Source organism: Vibrio sp. F13, assembly GCF_020806305.2.
GTDB classification, from domain to species: domain Bacteria; phylum Pseudomonadota; class Gammaproteobacteria; order Enterobacterales; family Vibrionaceae; genus Vibrio; species Vibrio crassostreae_C.
On record NZ_CP170175.1, the window covers coordinates 377,776 to 396,924 of the forward strand.

Here is a 19,149-nt window from a genome sequence, read left to right on the forward strand (position 1 = left end):
CGCGATTATATCACAAGTCTCAAACAAAAAAGCCTGACAGCAAAGGGAAAACCTTTAGCTATCAGGCTGATTAATCTCGCTAACACTCGCAGGAGCTATGAAAGCGCGGTCAAATGTAATTCGTACTTAGTCAACTCTGGTTTAAAGCTAACGTTAAAAACTGCGCTTAAAACTCATATTGGAAGTAAACCGTGTTGTAGTTACTGCCGCCTTTGATACGACCATACTGAGAGGATTTTTCAAAGATTGCAGAACGGTGATGCAATGAATAACCGAACCATAAGTTGTTCAAGTCATTCTTACCAATCAAGTCGCCAACGTTGACATCGAATGAGAAGTCTAAGTAGTTCAATAGATGGCTTGCGGTGTAACCTTTACGGTCCATCTCAGAGCCTTCGATGTAGGTAATCGAATCGATGTAAGACATACCTTCTGCCACACCAACACGCCACTGAGTTGGCCAATCAAAGGTGTAATACGCTTTGATTGCGATGATGTATTCGGTGCTGCTCGATTGAACGTCTGAACTCCAGTGGTGCGCAATACCTGGGGTTAAATAGATATCCAGTGGCAAACCGAAGATCTCATCAGTTAATGGGTGTCCATAGAAGAACGAGGTCAACTGGTTGTTGTATTCGTCTTTTTCTCTATTGAACTTCATGATGTCGCCAATATTGGATGGCGTTCCCCAGCCGTGTGCGACACGTAAGTACGGCGCATTGCTCAGTTTAGGTTTTGGCGCTTTCTCTTTGTCGTTAAAGAAACCAAAGCCAAGGTACAATTCCCCCTGATAACGGTCTTCAACAATCGAAGAATCGTAAGCGTTATCGTCCAATCGAGTCACACTGGTTGAACCCAATAAGTACAAGTTAGAAACCACATGGTAACGCGTTTCAACACCAACATTTAAGTCAACACCAGCACCAATGGTTTCATTAGATGCGGAGTAATACTCACTGTTGAAATCAGCACTTTTATAACGCAGCGTCGCGCTCGGGTAAAACTCCCAATCTCCAGTTTCATACTTGGCTTTAGCTCGTAAGTTACCGTGGAAGTTGTATTCACTGTCGCTCATTAACTCCGTCTCGACAGACCAAGAATCATCAAGTTGGTAGGTCAGTTGAGCACCAAAGTCCGCCGTATCGCCTTCAATCGCGTTCTGCTCAGATGCAGGAATATCAATAAAGCGCATGCGAGAGATAGCATTGAAAGACCACTTCTCATCGTCAGTTTGATAGAGGTATGCCCCCATCTCAGTACCGTCAATAAACACATAATCGTTCTTGAAAAACAGCATCGGTACGAATGAGCTAACCGATTGGTCGCCACCAGACGTGTCATAAGGGATGCTTGCTGTACGGAACATTGCAGCGATGCCCCACTCTTGCTCTTCAGCGGCCCACGCATTAGCACTTACGAAAATGCCACTTAGGAAAGCGCTACCTAGTAAAACCAATCCAGATGAAGGAAGAGTCGGTAAATATTTGAGCTTCATTCTTGTGTAATTACTCTTTGAAAAAAATATTGTTTTACTGATTAGACATTTATTAACCATGACGGCTAACTATTTTTAGGTTTGCTCGGCATTGACCGTTACAATGTAGAATATTCTCGGTTAAATGAAAGTATTGTGAAAGTCTCCGAATTACAAAACATTATAGATCACTTACCCAAAGATTCCGATCCAGATATTGTTATGGGTGAGGCGTGGTTGCCTGAGCGTTTGGTGGATACCAACCTAGACGGTGACATGCTATTTCTTGAATTCGATAATGCCCCTGAAGACAATCAAGGGGATGAAGAAGGCCGTGGCTTTGTTGAGCACGAGATTGCTATGATTCGAGAAAAGCTCGAACTGTTATTAGACGAGCCTTCCGATACCAAGACCAAAGCCGATGCCCTATTGGCAATATTTCTAATGGGCCATGAACTTTCTAGCTCAGAAGTTATCGAAGTTCTTGAATCAACAGAATCTGAAACGACAGAGCCTGAGATTGCAGAGCATAATCAACAGAATCTGACTCAGTAGAATTTGAAGCATCAACGCTTGGAACCACAAAGCCAGACACGAACAAGCTCGAAACAAAAGAACACCACGACGACTAGCCACCAACGATTTTAGGTACCGTATTGAAACCCTCTACGACATCATCTCTTCCCCTGTTACTCGCCGGACCCATTTTAAGAAAAACCACCGCGACTGAAGTAGTACTTTGGTTAGCCACCAGCTCGCCTCTTACAGGCAGAGCCGAGCTTCATACTCAAGAAATAGACGATTCTGAAGCAGCACAAGACCAGCCGTTTTATACCTCATCGCTTGAAGAACATGATTCGATTCAAATCGGTACACATGCGTGGATAACGCTAATTCGCTTACAAGGTGAGTTTCCGACTAATACGCGGCTTGAATATGATATTCACACTGAGTCAGGTTCACTAAAAGAGCTCGCCCCTCACCTTGTTTACAACGGTAAATCTCGCGTTGAGTTTAAGATATCGACCTCAGCTGATTACATTCTTCATGGCTCTTGCCGCAACCCGCATCATCCAAGCAAAGACAGCCTAGTTGCAGCCGATAACAAGATGGCCGATCAAACCGTCGCTGAAAGACCCGACATGCTGATGATGAGCGGCGATCAGATCTACGCCGACCATGTGGCAGGCCCAACACTTGATGCTATTCAACAAGTGATTCACCTGCTTGGCCTTGTAGGCGAAAGCTTACCGACTGACTCGCAAATTAAACAAATCAACAACAGTGACGCTCTGTATAACAGTGAATACCACTTATACCAGCGTCATCACTATTTGCCGCACCACACAGCTTCAGAATCCATGCTCGATAAGTTATTCCCGAACCGTGGCGTGCCGATTTTTAGCTCTACCGATTGTGAAAACCACTTGGTCACGCTGTCTGAGTTTATCGCGATGTACTTATTGGTTTGGTCTCCGACACTGTGGCAATGCGTCAATCGAGAGCGTTTAATTGAGAATAACTTCACTCAAGGTGGACGCCAATTAACACCGACTGAGCAGCAACAATGGCGTGATGAAAGCGTCATCATGGATGATTTCATTGCTGGCTTACCGCAAGTGCAACGTCTGTTCGCGCATATTCCAACGTACATGATCTTCGATGATCACGATGTGACGGATGATTGGAACCTTACCGTGGGTTGGGAGCATGCCGTCGACCAAAACCAGTTCGCGACCCAAGTCATTGGTAACGGCCTTGCGGCTTACTGGATGTGTCAAGGTTGGGGTAACAAACCGGAGAGCTTCGATGAAACGTTTATCGAGCAAGCAAAACAGCTTTTTGTCGCTCAACCGCTCATTACTAAACAACCGCGCATTAGTAAACAAACTCATAATGAAGCCGGCAATGCAGCGACTACTCACTCTATTGGCAACATCGAGCCAGACAAGCATCAAGCCTTTATTGAGATGCTGAGTCGCTTTGAAGAGTGGCATTACACAATAGATACCTCACCCAAAGTCATTGTGTTGGATACTCGTACGCGTCGTTGGCGTTCAGAGTCACGCATGAACAAGCCTTCAGGTTTAATGGACTGGGAAGCCTTGATTGAGTTTCAACATCAGTTAATGAATCAAGATAAAGTGGTGATCGTTTCTGCTGCACCGATGTTTGGCGTGAAGTTTATTGAAACACTGCAAAAGATGGCGACCACAATCGGCAAGCCATTAGTGATTGACGCTGAAAACTGGATGGCACATCCGGGCAGTGCTAATACGCTGATTAGCATCTTTACCCATACCAAAACACCGACCAACTTCGTGGTACTTTCTGGCGATGTTCACTACTCCTTCGCTTATGACATCAAGCTTAGGTATCGTCGCAACAGCCCGAACATCTATCAAATCACCTGCAGTGGTATTAAAAATCAGTTCCCTGCTCCGCTGCTTAAATTCTGCGATGTATGGGACCGCCTGTTATACAGCCCTCGCTCAGTTTTGAACTACTTCACTAAGCGTAAACGCTTGAAGATCGAAAAGCGAAGCCCTGACAATCAGACCTTCTATCGCCTTTCAAACCGCAGTGCGATTGGAGAATTGAGGCTAGACACTGATGGGAAACCGCAATCGATCACGACACTCAGTGGCGACGGTAAAATTACCCGTTTCCCAGAGCCCGATTGATAAAATGCTCCTTATCGCTCGCGTATCCGTAATGTCAGTTTTTAGTAAAGACGCTTGCGATCACACTCTGTAGACCCAATAGTTATGCTTATGGTTATAGTTGATAGCTATCAGCGTTACGGAACTCGATACAAATTTTAACTGGAGCTCGTTATGTTCAATTCTCTCACATCAATGTTTAAACAATTGATTGAAGGCCAGGACCTAAGCAAAAACCAAGGCACATCACCTAATATCGCCATCGCGAGTTTGTTGTGTGAAGTCGCGGGTGCCGACCATCAGATCAATGAATCAGAAAGAGTCGCTAAGCTACAGCTTCTGCAGCGTTTGCTGGATTTAGATGAAGAACAAGCAAAGGTACTGCTCGCGCAAGCAGAGCCGAAAGTAGAGCAATCAGTATCGCTGTATGACTTTACATCGCAACTCAGAGACCTATCTCAGCCAGTGCGAATCGACTTAATCAAAGCGATGTGGGAAGTAGCGCATGCCGACGGGGAAATTGACCCTATCGAAGATTCTGTGATCCGTAAAACAGCAGAACTGCTCTACGTCGACCACTGTGACTTCATCAAGAGTAAGTTAAGTGTTTTAGGCGAAAATTAGTGCCTGAAATAATGAATTGGAAACTGAAATAAATAAAAGCGACGGGTTAAGAAACCGGTCGCTTTTTTGAATCGGTAAACTGAAAGCTGACTAAACAGGGCTGAGAGGAGCTAAAAATTTAGCTACAACATAGTTAATGTGAGTTTCGCAAGATTGTAAGCATCGACATAACCCGAGTGCTGACGACCTTCCCACTCAATATTTTTGGCTTCTTGAGCAGCGCGGTGACCAATGCGTTTGTCTTTCAAGCGATTCTGAACTCGATAAAGCGTGGCGATATTCAAGAACTCGCTGAACGGAGGTTCAATGCCTTTCTCAATACACTCTTTGTGTAAGATAAGATCGTCGCGTCCCCACGCTGCGTAGATTTTCTTTGGGCCACCGAAGTTCTTAATCATCGACTTGATAACAGACTCTAATGGGCGACCCTGCTTTTCGATTTTACGAGGGGTAATGCCCGTTAACTCGGCGCAAAATAGAGAGACTTCGTCTTTTTCGGGCTTAACGTAATATTGCGCGCGCTTCACGATGGTTCCAGATACAAGATCGATCTCAGCAAGACCAATTTCAATGATCTCCCCTGTTGTTCCTACACCGTCTTCGCTCCAACAGCACATTTCCAAATCGAAACACACCACTCGATTGTGATTCATACGTCGCCTAATTCTCTCGTCAAAAATTTCGTGAAATTGTACATGAGCCTAATAAAGAACTCGACCCCAGTTGCATCAAGTGCTCATTTAGCCTGCAATTGTGACTCGATTTCGGCCATTTGACTTACTTAGGTATAACATGCTGTCAGTTTTTTGAAGGAGCGCTTCAATGTCTTCATTAGTGCGGATGGTAGCCCCGATGCTTAGAGTGCAACTCAATAGCTGGCCAGAATGCTCGCAATGAGACTCACTCACCGTATCTAAAATACATTCTAAATAGCGAGACAATGAGTCATGTTCAGTGATGCTCGAAATGATACCGAACTCATCCCCTCCCATCCGGAATAGGTTATCTCCAGACTTCAAGCTCACTGAGATAACCTTAATCACATGGATAAGTAACGCATCACCGGCTGGGTGCCCAAACTTATCATTGATCTCTTTAAACTTATCAACATCAAACACTATTAAGCTAAACGGCTTATCGCTTTGTATCGATTGACCAAGCATCTTATTAAAAGCTCGGCGATTATAAATTTCCGTTAAACTGTCATGATTGGCAAGAAAGCGAAGTTCTTCTGTTCTTTCATCAATCATTCGATATAAGCGCTCTTTCTCTCGAATTTGCAGGTTCACAATATAAGCAAGCAGTAATGAGATAGTGGTACCAACTATGCCGATTCCCGCCAACACTAAGTAACCATTAAATGAAATACATGCATCTATCTTGAAGTCGATAATCCATTCACGGTTAGTTAATGTAATCGTCTTTGTAATGTGCTGCCCAGTTACCGCTTCATAACCATTGGTTTCGAACATTATCGGGGCATCTTCAGCTTCAAAACCGCTATCGGTAACACGCACATAAACGTCCATATCGCCGACAGTAGATGCCAGAAGTTTCTCAAAATAGTATGTGGTACGAACAACACCAATCACAACCCCTAACAAATTGTCCGTTTGACCATCAAACACAGGGTGGTAGACCAACATTCCGCTCTTAGGTGTGTTGCTGTCTAAACCATCTTGCAATAGACGAACTTTGTCTGAAATATTCGCTTCACGTGTTTTTTTAATGTTCTCAATGACCAGATTAAACCGCTCACGAGAAGAGTAAAAACCCAAAACACCGTTGTTCACTGGATCATTCGGATAAATATCTGTCGCGATAAATACGGGCTCGCCATCCAAGACATAACCATAAGTTTTTGGCCCATGTTTAGGGATAGTAAACATTCTATAGGATGGGTATTGAGCTTTCATTTTGGCGGTGTGCTCGGCGATATCTTCTACCGCTACTTTTTGCATCCACTGCAATCCGATCAGGCTTTTCGAGCCGTTAATCGTTTGCTGAGCAAAACGATCAAATCGGTCCCGACTATCGACATCATTAGAATAGAAAAAATTCGCACCGGAACCGATATAAGCGACATCGTTATCAATAAACGCTTTTAAACTGAGCGTTTGATGCTGAGCAAAGCTATCCAGATTCTCATTCAAAGACCTATTTTGATTCGCCGCAACCAAAACAAAACACAACACCGTCATCAAAAATGTGGCAAAAAAGACAACTAACGGCAAAGTTCGTTTCTTCAACCCTGTTATAGGGTCGGTAGTGTGGGGCATACAGCTTCCCATATGATGTTATTTTGAGTCGAAAGTATACACTGCCGGAATGCTAGGCTCTATTTATCTTTGACTCTCACAATGGGATAAAACTAACACTATTTACAACCCATGGACATTTACGGCTAATAAACCAACAAATCTCGATTAACTTTTAAGCTAACTCACCAAAAAGCCAGTTTATTGAAAACATTAAATAAAGCCCTTAAGCCTTGAATATGCTAGTATCCACCCATATTTATAGCTTGAAAGTGACCATTTCGGCCTTATGCCACTGAGTTTCTTTCCAACCTGTATATTCCTTTAAACCGACGAATATACCGTTAAATCAATTTTAAAGAGAAATCACTATGATCGTTGATTTGAACCTAATCCCACAAACGTTTGATATGCTTCACGCAGGCCTAACTGCATCAAGCGTTTTACTACTGTTAATTGCCGTTTCTCGTAAAACCAAAGTGGTTGAGAAAGTCGTAGAAAAACCAGTAGAAAAGGTCGTTGAAGTTGAAAAGCCAGTTGAGAAAATTGTCGAAGTAGAGAAAGTAGTAGAAGTTGAACGTGTGATCGAAAAAGTAGTAGAAGTTGAATCTAAGCTTGCTACAGCACCAACAGACTCTGCAATGCAGCTACTGTCTATCATGCAGCAAGAAGCGCGCCTTATCGACTTCTTAAAAGAAGACCTAACGTCATTCTCTGATGAAGAAGTTGGCGCAGCAGCTCGTGTTATTCACACTGGCGGTCAAAAAGTATTGGCTGATTACGTAACGCTATCTCACATCCGCACTGAAGATGAAGAAACACGTATCACTATCGCTGAAGGTTTCAACCCTCAAGAAATTCGCCTAACTGGCAACGTAACGGGCAATGCACCATTCAACGGCACACTAGTTCACAAAGGTTGGAAAGCAACTGACATGAACCTGCCTAAGCTTGCTGAAAACTACGATGCATCTGTAATTGCACCGGCAGAGGTGGAGCTATAATGGAACACCAAAGTCATTCAGCTCAAGAGCCATCTTCTCAAGAGCAAAACCAGGTACCCAAGTTCAGTGTTGGTATCGATTTAGGTACTACACATTGCGTTTTGTCTTACATAGACACAAGCAATGAAGACGCTCGCGTTGAGGTGATGCAAATCCCTCAACTGACGGCGCCAGGTACAGTAGAAACTCGCAGCCAACTTGGCTCGTTCCTATACCAACCGCACGAACATGAAATGAATGCGGGCTCTCGCGTTCTTCCTTGGTCTTCAGAGCCAAAAGCGCTAGTGGGTGCAATTGCTCGTAACCTTGGTTCTAAAACCCCTATCCGTTTGGTAGCAAGTGCAAAATCTTGGTTATGCCACGGTGGTGTTAACCGTCGCGATGCTTTCCTTCCTGCAGGCAGCCCTGAAGAAGTTGAAAAAGTATCTCCGCTTAAGACAACTGAATTGTACCTTGAGCATCTTAAAGACGCATGGAACCACGCAAACCCAGAACACAAACTGGCAGACCAAGATGTAACGATCACGGTTCCAGCTTCGTTTGATCCTGCGGCTCGTGACCTAACAGCAGAAGCTGCACGTAATGTTGGTTTCGCTCACCTAACGCTTCTTGAAGAGCCACAAGCGGCTCTGTACAGCTGGATTGATAACAGCAACGACACATGGCGTGATGAAGTAAACGTTGGTGACATCGTTCTTGTTGTCGATATCGGTGGTGGTACAACCGACCTTTCGTTAGTTGAAGTAACACAAGATGACGGCAACCTAAGCCTGAACCGTATCGCAGTAGGTGAACACATCCTACTGGGCGGCGACAACATGGACTTAGCTCTGGCTTACCGTCTGAAGATGAAACTGGCTCAAGAAGGTAAAGAACTGGCTCCTTGGCAGGTTCAAGCAATGACTCACGCGTGTCGTGATGCGAAAGAAGCACTGCTTAACGATGCTGAGCTTCAATCTGTGCCAATCGTTGTTCCAAGCCGTGGTTCTAAACTACTGGGCGCAACACTGAAAACAGATCTAACTCAGCAAGAAGTACAACAAACATTGGTTGATGGCTTCTTCCCGAAAGTAGCGGTGACTGAGCACCCAGTACAAAAGACGCGTGGCGCACTGACTCAAATGGGTCTGCCTTACGCTCAAGACGCAGGTATTACTCGTCACATTGCTGCATTCCTTTCTAAGCAAGCGAACGCGCTTTCTGGAAATAGTGAAACCGCTCAGCAAGATTTCAACCCGTTTGCAAACATGCCCGGTATGCCCGGTACAGAAGCGCAAGGGTCAGAAGCGCCAGCGGCAGACTTCATCAAACCAACAGCGGTACTGTTCAATGGTGGTGTTCTAAAATCTAACCTACTTGCTGATCGTCTTTCAGACACGATCAATGAATGGCTAATTAATGCAGATGCTGAATTTGCTAAACAACTTTCAGGTTTAGACTTAGACCTAGCGGTTGCAAGTGGCGCTTCTTACTACGGCGCAGTTCGTCGTGGCCAAGGCGTTCGTATCCGTGGTGGTATCGCATCTTCTTACTACGTAGGAATTGAAAGCGCGATGCCAGCTATCCCAGGTATGGCTCCTCCGATGGAAGCTTTGTGTGTTGCACCATTTGGTATGGAAGAAGGTTCAAGCGTACAAGTACCTAGCCAAGAATTCGGTCTAGTGATTGGTCAGCCAGTACACTTCCAGTTCTTCGGTTCAACCATTCGTCGTGAAGATGAAGCGGGTACGCACCTTGATCACTGGGCGCCTGAAGAGCTTGATGAGCTTCCTGAAATCCAAGTGACATTGCCGGTTTCTGAAGGCCGTCGCGAAGGTGAAGTGGTTCCAGTGACTTTGGCTTCTCGCGTTACTGAGCTAGGCACCTTACACCTAGAAGCGATTGCTACTGACAACGGTCAGAAGTGGCACGTTGAGTTCGATGTTCGTGAAGACTCGAATAACGACTCAAACGAACAAGCATAATGAATCAACGGCACCTTAGCGGGTGCCGTTACTTTATCAATGCATTTCTCAATCTAGTCCTGCCTGTTTCTCAGGAATGACGTTTACGAATAACAACAATAAGACCAAAGCTATCAAAAAACTGGTCATCACTCTGGAAGAATAAGGTTTTGTATGGCAACTCCTCGTTTTTTAGTCGGCATTGACTTAGGTACAACCAATACGGTTGTCGCTTACTGTGAAATCAACGACGACCTACAACATGCTCCCGTTTCTCTTTTCGATATTGACCAACTCATCGGCCTCGGTGAAGTGGTTCGCAAGCCCTTACTCCCATCCTTTCGTTACCACCCAGCACAAGGTCAAATATCCCCTTCTGACCTGACAATGCCGTGGGAACCAAGCCCCGTTGAAGGCGATATTAAGAACGTTATCGTCGGTGAATGGGCACGTGAATTAGGCGCTAAGGTTGAAGGCCGCCAAGTATCGAGTGCTAAGAGTTGGCTGTCACACCAAGCGGTGGATCGTAACTCCGACATTCTGCCTTGGGCTGGCGCAGCTGATGTCGATAAAGTCTCGCCAGTTGTGGCGAGTGCAAGCTACCTCAACCACATTCGCCAAGCATGGAACTACCGTAACCCGAGCAACAAGCTGGAAGACCAAGATGTTGTGGTTACCGTTCCTGCTTCCTTCGATGAGACAGCACGTAAGCTAACACTCGAAGCCGCAGAACTGGCGGGCTTAGGTAAGATTCTATTACTCGAAGAGCCGCAAGCCGTTTGTTATGACTGGTATGCCCGTCACCAACAAACCGCAGCAGATGAACTTCAACAAATCCCACTGATTCTAGTGTGTGATGTTGGAGGTGGTACCACCGATTTAAGCTTAATTGAAGCCAAATTCGATGCGAACAGCGACGGTAATAACGAGCTCGCACTCGACCGTATTGGTGTTGGTGAACACTTGATGCTCGGTGGTGACAACCTCGATTTAGCGCTTGCTCACCTCGCTGAGCAACGCTTCAATCAAAACAAAAAGCTCAATGCCTCTAGCCTAACCAAACTGATTCAACAGACTCGCGCCGCAAAAGAGAGCCTGCTTTCTGCCAATGCGCCCGATGATGTAAAGATCACCATGCTGGGCAGCGGTTCAAAACTGCTTGGCGGTACTAAGAGTATTGGTTTAACTAAACAAGAAGTCCATCAAATCGCATTGGAAGGTTTCTTCCCGCTTTCTGAGTTTACTGAAACACCCGACAAACGCCGCAGTGCTGTGGTTGAGTTTGGTCTGCCTTACGTGGCTGACCCTGCGGTGAGTAAGCACGTTGCAGAATTCCTAGCAACGCACCAACAAGTGTCTAAAGCCGCATTGGAAAACTCAGACTCTATTGAGTTCGATGACACCAAACCTGCAATTCCAGTTGGCGTGCTGCTCAATGGTGGTGTGTTTAACAGTGAACTGGTAACAGAGCGAATTACTCAGCTACTGGGCAACTGGAACGGTTCTCCTATCACAGTGCTTGATAACCCTCATCCAGATTGGTCTGTTGCCCTTGGCGCGGTTGCCTTTGGTAAAGCACGCCGCGGTGCACAGCTGAAAATCGGTGGCGGTGCTGCCCGTTCTTACTTCTTGCATCTGCAAGAGAAAAACAAGATGGGTAAAGCGCTTTGTCTGCTTGCCAAAGGAACCGAAGAAGGCCAAGAGATACGCTTGAACAGCCGTCGTTTCTCGCTGACTTTAGGTGAGCCAGTACGATTTAATCTTCTGACTTCAACACACGATCAAATTGCTCATGACACCGCCATTCAAAACGGTGTGATGGTCAATGTGGATGCCGACTTGTTCTCCCCTCTCCCACCGTATATTTCTACGCTGGAAGGCTCAGGTACTGCAGAACTTCAAGCCAACCAAAAAGAGCGTGTTGAAGTACTGCTCGCGTGTCAATTAACCGAAGTCGGCACATTGAAAATGGAGTGTGTGAGTATAGAAGATGACTCTAAGCGTTGGTTGCTCGAGTTTGAAGTAAGAAACAAGCAAGGCGATGAATCTGATACCTCCGCGCTTCACCCAAGATTAGAAGAGTGTAAGGAGTTGATTTCTCGTCTGTACAGCGGCAACAAGAAGAGTGCTGAATCGAAAGAGATCAAAACACTATCGAAAGATCTTGAGAAGCGACTAGGTAAACGCGATGAATGGGACTTCACGACCCTTCGTCATCTATTTGATACCTTCTCATTAGGTCGTAAACGTCGTCGCCGCTCAGAAGCACACGAGAAGAACTGGCTACGTTTGGCGGGATACTCGCTACGTCCTGGCTTTGGCGATCCGACTGACTCATGGCGTATCGAACAGATTTGGGGCCTTTACCAACAGAACATTCAGTTCAAGAACCACCAAGGCTGGACAGACTGGTGGGTATTCTGGCGTCGTGTCGCTGGTGGGCTAAACCAAGAGCAGCAAGAGAGTATCTTGGCGGACATCGCTAAATACCTTCACCCAGGTGCAATGAAGAACCCTAAGACAGCCAAAGATGCGCAAGATAATGGTTATGAAGCCATGGTCCGTTTAGCGGCGTCACTTGAGCAACTTGAGGTTGAAGACAAAGTGCTGCTGGCAAGTTGGTTCTTAAGCAAAGCGATCAACCATAACCAATTTGAACAAGCGCACTGGTGGGCTCTGGGTCGATTGGCTTCAAGAACACCTTTGTATGGTAGCCAACACAGCGTGATTCCTAGAGAACAAGCTGAACAATGGTTACCGAAACTGCTTGAGCAGAACTGGCAGAAAGAGCAGATGATAGCCTTTGCAGCGGTGATGATTTGTCGAAAAACTGGTGACCGTCAGTTTGATATCTCTGATGACTATCGCAATCAAGTGATTGAGAAGCTTAAGCAAAGCAAGGTACCTGATTCATGGTTAACACTAGTGAGTGAAGTGACTGAGCTTTCTGAGAGCGAATCTAAGCGTGTGTTTGGTGACGCATTACCAAGCGGATTAAGCCTGATTAATAATTAGGTTTAAAAACGATTAGCTTTCGTTACTAATGGTAAAGAAGCTAGCAAGAAAAGAAAAAGCCACTTTCGATTCGTTGAAAGTGGCTTTTTTATTGGTGGCTTAAGGCTGGTATGTGTAATCGACTTATAGCTTTTTGGTTAAGAGCCTTAGCCGTGTTGCAGTTCATCATTGTTAATGTTTGGTTCCAGTTGGGTTGATAGGAAAATCCGTATTTTCATAAATGTCAGATAGTTTTTTCGGTTTATTCTCTTTTGCTCCTTTGTTCGATTGATTATGAGTTTCGCTTAAAAGCCATTCCTCATGCATTTTTGCTGAATCCAAAAACTCTGGATCCTCCATTGCTTCCTTGCGAAGTTTATTTACACGTTCGAGAGTATCCCAAATCATAATACTTCACCTCCACTAAGGCAGTAATATAAAGATAGCTCAACCCCATAAAACTTCAACTAACCCAATGAGATAGCGATCTCAATTTCGTAATTTACCCACTTTGAACGAGTGAAAATGGTCACCTTTGTCAGCACTCAAATAGTGGGCACTTCTCCATGATCTTCGAAGATCATTAGGCACAAAAAAAGCGAGCTCAATGCTCGCTTTTTGTTTATCTATCTGTTGCTCGGATTACCAGCACTAGCTCGATTAAATCACACCGAGGTTAAGCACGGTTACCAATTTTCACCTTGCCATTGGTAGCAAACCAAAGGGCTTCTGAACGACGACGACCGATTAGAATCGGGCCATCATCGTAGAACAAGAAGTTCTTCCAATGCTTCTTGAAAATCGCCCATTTGGTTTCAAGAACATTGTACTTTTCGTAACAAAAATAAACAGTTACGTCATCTTGCCAATCAATAAAGTTAAGAATCTCTTCTGGCATTTCAGGCTCATCCGCTTCCCAATGCGCCATCCAACTGATCTCTTCATTCCAGTTCGATGCTTTGCTTGGCCAGTCTTGCGAGCTCAGTCGTTCTGCGTCTGGGCTTTGAGGGCTCACGTTCTCTTTCCAGAACTGAGATGCTCTCGCCTGTGTCATTGGCTTAATCTTTTCCAAGTCCTCTGCCGGAAGCGGCATTGACTGGTGTGTGAAAATCCATTTTCTTTGGTATTCGTCCAAAGTTGTGTATGACATCAAAATTCCTCAAATATCTGCTCAGGCTGATGGATTTACCATGCCTATCTGTTCTTTTTGATGCAGCGGCGATTAGCAAAGCTTGATATACGCTGCGTCTAAATTTTGTTTACGTTTAAAAGCTATTTGCCTTTAACTAGTACTACGTCTTAGCAATATTGCCGCTAAATAACGCGTCTATCTTCCCAATTTGGGTTAACTAATGCTGTCAGTATATGGTCTTCCCATTTACCGTTAATCTGTAGGTAGTCTTTAGCAAAACCTTCTCGGACAAAACCAAGATGTTCTAATACGCCAGCACTGCGTTCGTTGTGAGGCATGTAGCCCGCCATTAAGCGGTGCATGTTCTGCACATCAAACATGTAGTCTTTGGCCATGTTCAAACCTCTGCGCATGTAACCGTGGCCCTGTGCACTTTGCGCCAATGAGTAACCGACATTACAAGCGTAGAACGGGAAACGAGACAAATTACTGAACGATATGGTGCCTAACATTTCATTAGAGTCAGCGTTAATCAGTAAACAGTAATAGCCTAGCCCCATTTTATGAAGCTCGTTTAACTTGATCAGTCGCTGCGCCCAACTCGCTCTATCAAAGAACGCGTCTTCGCGAATCGGTTCCCAAGGTTTCAGATACTCTCTGTTAACCTGAAAGTACTCGCTGATCATGCCAGCATCATCGATTTCAGCCGTGCGTAGAATCAGATTACCATCATGCTTATAAATGCGCTCTGGTGTACTCAAATCTTCCATAATCTTGTTCTTATTCGATCAGTTCTTTCTGATACCGTAATCACGAAGCTTATTCGCAATTGAGGTATGAGAAACATTCAAACGTTTTGCTAGCTTACGGCTTGATGGGAAAGACTGATAAAGCTTCTCTAGAATCTGAGATTCATAGTCTTTCATGATCTCATCGAGCGAGCCGTCTAAGCTCAGGTTCGCCATTCCTGCCGTCAATGTTTCAAGCTGTGGCAAGTGGAATTGCTCAACCGTTAGCGTGTCTGAATCCAACTCTGTTAGTGCGCGTAGAACCATGTTGTCTAACTGACGAATGTTGCCCGGCCATTGGTAATTACCAAGCTGGTCGACTAACTCTTGAGTCAGTTTTGGTTTTAACATACCTAACTGCTGCGCGTACTTTGCAACGAACAGTTCCAACAGTGGCGCTACGTCGTTTGAGCGTTCACGCAATGCTGGAATAGACAGAGTCAGTACATTCAAGCGGTAGAACAAATCTTCACGGAACGAACCCGAGTCGGCTAATTCAGAAAGACGGTGGCGCGTTGATGCAATAATACGAACATCCGCGTGCATCTCTTCTTCTTCACCAACACGACGGAATGAACCATCTTGTAGGAAACGCAGCAGCTTGATTTGAAGATGCGGGCTCATCTCGCCAATTTCATCTAAAAATACGGTACCGCCATTCGCTTGTTCGAAAATACCTTTATGACCTTGCTCATGGTTGAATGAACCCGGCGCATGACCAAACAATTCCGTTTCCGCTACGTCATCAGGCATCGATGCACAGCTTAGAATCAAGAATGGGAAAGACGATCGATTTGAACGGTTATGACACGCTTTTGCCAACATCTCTTTGCCTGTCCCTGTATCGCCTTCAATTAATAGAGGCTGATCCAGCATAGCCAATTTCTTAGCTTGGCTGATCAAGGCTTTATGGCGATTAGAGACACCAACAAAGTGTTCGAAACCTAGGTTGTTCTGTTCTGGGATTGAATCTGGCGAGTTCATCTCTTGATTACAAGAGCGAATCGTCATTACTGCGCTTGCCAGTACCGCTTCGTTGACATCACCACCAAGGTAAATCGGCAGGATCTCAATAGAGAAATCTAAACCATCTAACACGACAACTTCACGATGACGCGTTACATCGCCTTCGATCCAGCGAGCAAAGTTAAAGCTAGGAACAAACGTCGCTAGCGGTTCACCGATGACTGCGTCTTCTTGCTTATTAAAAAGGTTCAATGCAGCGTGGTTAGCCATATCGACTGAGCCTTTAAGGTCAATCGCAATAACAGGATCAGGTAGGTTTGCCAGCAGAGCAATCAGCTCTGTGTTATGCCTTTCGCTTGGCATAAATTGGATTTTACGTACATCCTTCACACCTGAAATTCGGCGAATTTCAGCCATAAGTTCACTAAAAGCATCAAAATCAATATCAGGGCAGTTTAGATAAATAATACCTTTAACATCAATTTCGATTCCTCTTAAATCAATGCTTTTTGAGGCCAAGATATCGAGCAACTCACGCGTTAAGCCGAGTCTGTCTTCACACAATACTTCGAGACGCACAAATAGTCCTATTATAGGTGTCAGGATAAGTTGACAGTAGTGTGGATTAAGCTCTGAGTTCAGTCAAGAAGAAGAGTAAACATATGTTTACTCTTCTTCTCAAACTATTGAGCTTCAAATGCTTTATTTAAGAGTGATACGCTTTATTTCAGAAAGGACGGCTTTGCGGAGGTCTGCCAGTTTTACTTTTCGTTCGTTATGCCAAGGCATAGGACGCAGCAATGTCATGGCTTTTAAGCCCAGTCTTGCAGTAAGGATACCGACACCTAGCCCCTGCCCTGCTCGAGCTGAGACTTTGCCTGCAAGATCCATCGAGACGAGATCCATACTTGCATCAATCGCGAGCTCACTTGCTCCTGCAGCGGCCATGTTGATTAACACCAGTTTAAATAGCTTAATGCGAGACCAGTAGCCAAGCTCAATGCCATACACATCAGCAAGCTTGTCTATCATGGTGAAATTTCGCCAAGCCACCAACAACATATCAGCCGCCGCCAATGGACTCACCGCGACCAAAGCCGCCGATTCGGTCGAAAACTTAGTGACGATTTGAGTCGCTACTTTGTCTTGTTGACTCACGACTAACGCATCGTACATATCCAACACTTCTGCATCACTGTGTGCAGGGTTAATGCTGTTTCGCCACTTATCGTACGAAGGAGACTCAGCGATAATGCCGCCTTGCTTGGCGATGTTTTCACAGAACGCTTTGCCCTTGCCGACACTTTGACTTTGGAGTAGCTCTTCACTCTGCTCTTGCACACTAAAGTGATCTTTAAGTGAACGCAGTTTCCACAGCTCTTTGCCTATTGCGCCTAAACCCAATGAAGCAATGGCAGCAATAAAGCCTGCCCAACCTAACGCAAGCCAATCAGCAGTTTGAATTGCGGTAATGACCGATTCAATTGCTTGCCATCCAACTAGGCCAGAAAAAGCGACCAATAAAACCGTTCCAAACCACTTCGTCTTTTTGCTCGGTCGAATCACTTGTTCCAATTGCTGCTCAGCTTCACCATCAAGTTCGGCTTCCACTTGCGGTGCGACAGGGACAAATTTCTCTTGCTCTGTGAACAGTTGTTGAGCACCTAAATCCGGGCCAACGTCGGTCTTGTCTTGCTCATCAAAAGAGGTCTTCAACGGTTCATTAAAGACCTGCTTTGTTTTTAATTCACTCATTTTGATTGCCTCAATTACTTCAACTTGTCGCCAATGAGATACTCTAAAACCTTGTCGACTCTTAGATGTTGGCAAGGCTCATCGGAATGTTGCTCCATCGGTCTAAAGCTCGTGAAATCAAACTGGTTGGTTTCCCAATACTGTTTGTTGGGCAACTTACGCGGCACCTCTCCCGGATACATGGTTTGAGGGACATTATCCAAAGTCACACCTTGCAACGCCGGAACATTGTCTGAGCCAGACGAGATATAACCCGCGCTGGTCGCTTGAATAGACGCGATACTCATACAACTCATGTCGATGTGTTCAAACGCCGCCTGCTGCCAAGCCGGATGTACCATCTGTTGTAACAGTGACACCAAGTTCGGATGTTGATCCGGTGTCACGTGGTCAGCCTTGGTGGCTGCAAACAAGATCTTGTCGATCTTCGGCGCGAATAAACGTCTTAAGATATTGCTTCGACCGTACTTAAAGCTCTTAAGTAACTGTTCTAACGCGCCACGCATGTCCATGAAAGAGTCATAGCCCGCATTAAGTGGCTGTAAGCAATCCACTAGCACGATTTGTCTGTCGAACGTCGCGAAGTGATTCTTGTAGAACGCTTTGACGACCTTCTGTTGATACTCTTCATAACGCGCTTTCAGTACCGCATAGTTACTTGTTTTTGAGAACTTACCCTCAGGTGCGATGCACGGGAAGAATTGCAACACAGGCGCGCCTTCAAGCTCACCGGGTAATACGAATCGACCCGGTTGTACCCAATGCAGCCCGTTACTTTTACAAGTATGAAGGTACTGAGTGTAGCTATCGGCAATCGCGACCAGTTTCTTTTCGTCCGCTTCTGCTAGCAAATCGATATCACCACGCATGGCGTTCCACTGTTGCGAGTAAGTTTCTCTGTCGCCTTTCAATGCGGCAAACTGAGATTGGCTCCAGGTATCGAAGTCCATATCCAGTAACGGCAAATCAAGCAGCCATTCACCTGGATAATCGACAATATCGAGATAAAGGGTGCTGTTTTTACTCAGTAGCTTTTTCGCGCCCTTCGCAGGCTTATATTTGATTGCTAGACGAATCTCACTGACATCACGCGTTGGCACTGGCCATTCTGGTGGCTGTGCATTCAACGACTCCATCGCTTCATCATAAGAGAAGCGTGGAATCATCATGTTGTGTTGCGGGATACGCTTTGCGCCAATAATTCTTCCATCTCTCGCCGATGCAAGCAGTGGCAAGTTTTTGTGGGTAGACGTATGAAGAAGCTGATTAACCAGCGAAGTAATGAATGCTGTCTTACCCGCACGAGAGAGCCCCGTGACCGCTACTCGAATATGAGAATCCGTTCCTCTGCTTATAAAGTCACTCATTTCTTGAGTTAGGTGTTTCATTAGAACGACTCCGTGATAGTTAGGCTAGCTGGTTATGATAATAGAAAGGCAAGCCTATGTTCTTTCCCCGTTGGGATAGTTTGTATGCTTTTGCTTATGTTGATGAGTATGCAATACACATTCTTAATGCTAGATGAATAAAAGCCCCTGACTACATTCA

Annotated in this window: 15 protein-coding genes; 6 read left to right on the forward strand and 9 right to left on the reverse strand. The window is 45.2% G+C overall.

The window, feature by feature from the left end; genetic code table 11:
- Window positions 1-166: 166 nt before the first annotated feature.
- The gene (locus tag LMH68_RS01735; RefSeq protein ID WP_017070881.1) at window positions 167-1,495 is read right to left on the reverse strand and encodes a MipA/OmpV family protein; all 1,329 of its coding nucleotides are present in this window, start codon (window positions 1,493-1,495) and stop codon (window positions 167-169) included.
- Between the two features lie 81 nt (window positions 1,496-1,576).
- On the opposite strand from LMH68_RS01735, the gene LMH68_RS01740 reads away from it, so the two are divergent.
- The 3 genes from LMH68_RS01740 (at window position 1,577) to LMH68_RS01750 (ending at window position 4,761) form a co-directional block, all read left to right on the forward strand.
- Window positions 1,577-2,029, forward strand: a complete 453-nt coding sequence (locus LMH68_RS01740) for a hypothetical protein (protein ID WP_102428589.1) — start codon at window positions 1,577-1,579, stop codon at window positions 2,027-2,029.
- A 101-nt stretch (window positions 2,030-2,130) separates the two neighbouring features.
- Entirely contained in the window at window positions 2,131-4,158 is a 2,028-nt protein-coding gene (locus LMH68_RS01745) for a hypothetical protein (protein WP_017065437.1), read from the forward strand.
- Between the two features lie 153 nt (window positions 4,159-4,311).
- Window positions 4,312-4,761 carry a TerB family tellurite resistance protein gene (locus LMH68_RS01750; protein WP_017060439.1) on the forward strand — a complete coding sequence of 150 codons (450 nt, stop codon included), beginning with the start codon at window positions 4,312-4,314 and terminating at the stop codon, window positions 4,759-4,761.
- A gap of 122 nt (window positions 4,762-4,883) precedes the next feature.
- On the opposite strand, the gene LMH68_RS01755 is transcribed toward LMH68_RS01750, so the two are convergent.
- Together LMH68_RS01755 and LMH68_RS01760 are read right to left on the reverse strand one after the other, a co-directional pair.
- Window positions 4,884-5,414 (reverse strand): 3'-5' exonuclease, encoded by a 531-nt coding sequence (locus LMH68_RS01755; RefSeq protein WP_017060438.1) that lies wholly within the window; start codon window positions 5,412-5,414, stop codon window positions 4,884-4,886.
- Between the two features lie 87 nt (window positions 5,415-5,501).
- A complete protein-coding gene (locus LMH68_RS01760; RefSeq protein ID WP_102428586.1) occupies window positions 5,502-7,040 on the reverse strand; it encodes a sensor domain-containing diguanylate cyclase in 1,539 nt (512 codons plus the stop codon).
- Window positions 7,041-7,390: 350 nt separating this feature from the next.
- Here LMH68_RS01760 and LMH68_RS01765 point away from each other — a divergent pair, with 350 nt between their 5' ends.
- The 3 genes from LMH68_RS01765 (at window position 7,391) to LMH68_RS01775 (ending at window position 12,981) form a co-directional block, all read left to right on the forward strand.
- A complete protein-coding gene (locus LMH68_RS01765) occupies window positions 7,391-8,023 on the forward strand; it encodes a DUF2760 domain-containing protein (RefSeq protein WP_017060436.1) in 633 nt (210 codons plus the stop codon).
- Window positions 8,023-9,987 (forward strand): Hsp70 family protein, encoded by a 1,965-nt coding sequence (locus LMH68_RS01770; protein WP_229647231.1) that lies wholly within the window; start codon window positions 8,023-8,025, stop codon window positions 9,985-9,987. The genes LMH68_RS01765 and LMH68_RS01770 overlap by 1 nt, the downstream gene beginning before the upstream one ends.
- Before the next feature lie 153 nt (window positions 9,988-10,140).
- Window positions 10,141-12,981: an Hsp70 family protein gene (locus LMH68_RS01775; RefSeq protein ID WP_229647230.1), complete on the forward strand. Its 2,841-nt coding sequence runs from the start codon at window positions 10,141-10,143 to the stop codon at window positions 12,979-12,981.
- 171 nt (window positions 12,982-13,152) lie between these two features.
- Here LMH68_RS01775 and LMH68_RS01780 read toward each other — a convergent pair whose 3' ends face one another.
- The 6 genes from LMH68_RS01780 to LMH68_RS01805 form a co-directional block, all read right to left on the reverse strand.
- Window positions 13,153-13,368, reverse strand: a complete 216-nt coding sequence (locus tag LMH68_RS01780) for a hypothetical protein (protein WP_017065431.1) — start codon at window positions 13,366-13,368, stop codon at window positions 13,153-13,155.
- Between the two features lie 268 nt (window positions 13,369-13,636).
- A complete protein-coding gene (locus LMH68_RS01785) occupies window positions 13,637-14,110 on the reverse strand; it encodes a DUF2947 domain-containing protein (protein WP_017060433.1) in 474 nt (157 codons plus the stop codon).
- Window positions 14,111-14,274: 164 nt separating this feature from the next.
- Window positions 14,275-14,862: a ribosomal protein S5-alanine N-acetyltransferase gene (rimJ, locus tag LMH68_RS01790; protein ID WP_017065430.1), complete on the reverse strand. Its 588-nt coding sequence runs from the start codon at window positions 14,860-14,862 to the stop codon at window positions 14,275-14,277.
- A gap of 18 nt (window positions 14,863-14,880) precedes the next feature.
- Window positions 14,881-16,425, reverse strand: coding sequence for a transcriptional regulator TyrR (gene tyrR / locus LMH68_RS01795; RefSeq protein ID WP_229647229.1), 1,545 nt, complete (start codon window positions 16,423-16,425; stop codon window positions 14,881-14,883).
- Between the two features lie 123 nt (window positions 16,426-16,548).
- Entirely contained in the window at window positions 16,549-17,601 is a 1,053-nt protein-coding gene (locus LMH68_RS01800; protein WP_229647228.1) for a YcjF family protein, read from the reverse strand.
- 14 nt (window positions 17,602-17,615) lie between these two features.
- The gene (locus LMH68_RS01805; protein ID WP_017067718.1) at window positions 17,616-18,989 is read right to left on the reverse strand and encodes a YcjX family protein; all 1,374 of its coding nucleotides are present in this window, start codon (window positions 18,987-18,989) and stop codon (window positions 17,616-17,618) included.
- Window positions 18,990-19,149 lie beyond the last annotated feature (160 nt).

What these genes read in the sequence shown, in the direction of transcription:
- LMH68_RS01735 (WP_017070881.1), bottom strand. Translation starts at nt 1,495, where the DNA reads ATGAAGCTCAAATATTTACCGACTCTTCCTTCATCTGGATTGGTTTTA.
- LMH68_RS01750 (WP_017060439.1), top strand. Translation starts at nt 4,312, where the DNA reads ATGTTCAATTCTCTCACATCAATGTTTAAACAATTGATTGAAGGCCAG.
- LMH68_RS01755 (WP_017060438.1), bottom strand. Translation starts at nt 5,414, where the DNA reads ATGAATCACAATCGAGTGGTGTGTTTCGATTTGGAAATGTGCTGTTGG.
- LMH68_RS01760 (WP_102428586.1), bottom strand. Translation starts at nt 7,040, where the DNA reads ATGCCCCACACTACCGACCCTATAACAGGGTTGAAGAAACGAACTTTG.
- LMH68_RS01765 (WP_017060436.1), top strand. Translation starts at nt 7,391, where the DNA reads ATGATCGTTGATTTGAACCTAATCCCACAAACGTTTGATATGCTTCAC.
- LMH68_RS01770 (WP_229647231.1), top strand. Translation starts at nt 8,023, where the DNA reads ATGGAACACCAAAGTCATTCAGCTCAAGAGCCATCTTCTCAAGAGCAA.
- LMH68_RS01775 (WP_229647230.1), top strand. Translation starts at nt 10,141, where the DNA reads ATGGCAACTCCTCGTTTTTTAGTCGGCATTGACTTAGGTACAACCAAT.
- LMH68_RS01780 (WP_017065431.1), bottom strand. Translation starts at nt 13,368, where the DNA reads ATGATTTGGGATACTCTCGAACGTGTAAATAAACTTCGCAAGGAAGCA.
- LMH68_RS01785 (WP_017060433.1), bottom strand. Translation starts at nt 14,110, where the DNA reads ATGTCATACACAACTTTGGACGAATACCAAAGAAAATGGATTTTCACA.
- rimJ (WP_017065430.1), bottom strand. Translation starts at nt 14,862, where the DNA reads ATGGAAGATTTGAGTACACCAGAGCGCATTTATAAGCATGATGGTAAT.
- LMH68_RS01800 (WP_229647228.1), bottom strand. Translation starts at nt 17,601, where the DNA reads ATGAGTGAATTAAAAACAAAGCAGGTCTTTAATGAACCGTTGAAGACC.
- LMH68_RS01805 (WP_017067718.1), bottom strand. Translation starts at nt 18,989, where the DNA reads ATGAAACACCTAACTCAAGAAATGAGTGACTTTATAAGCAGAGGAACG.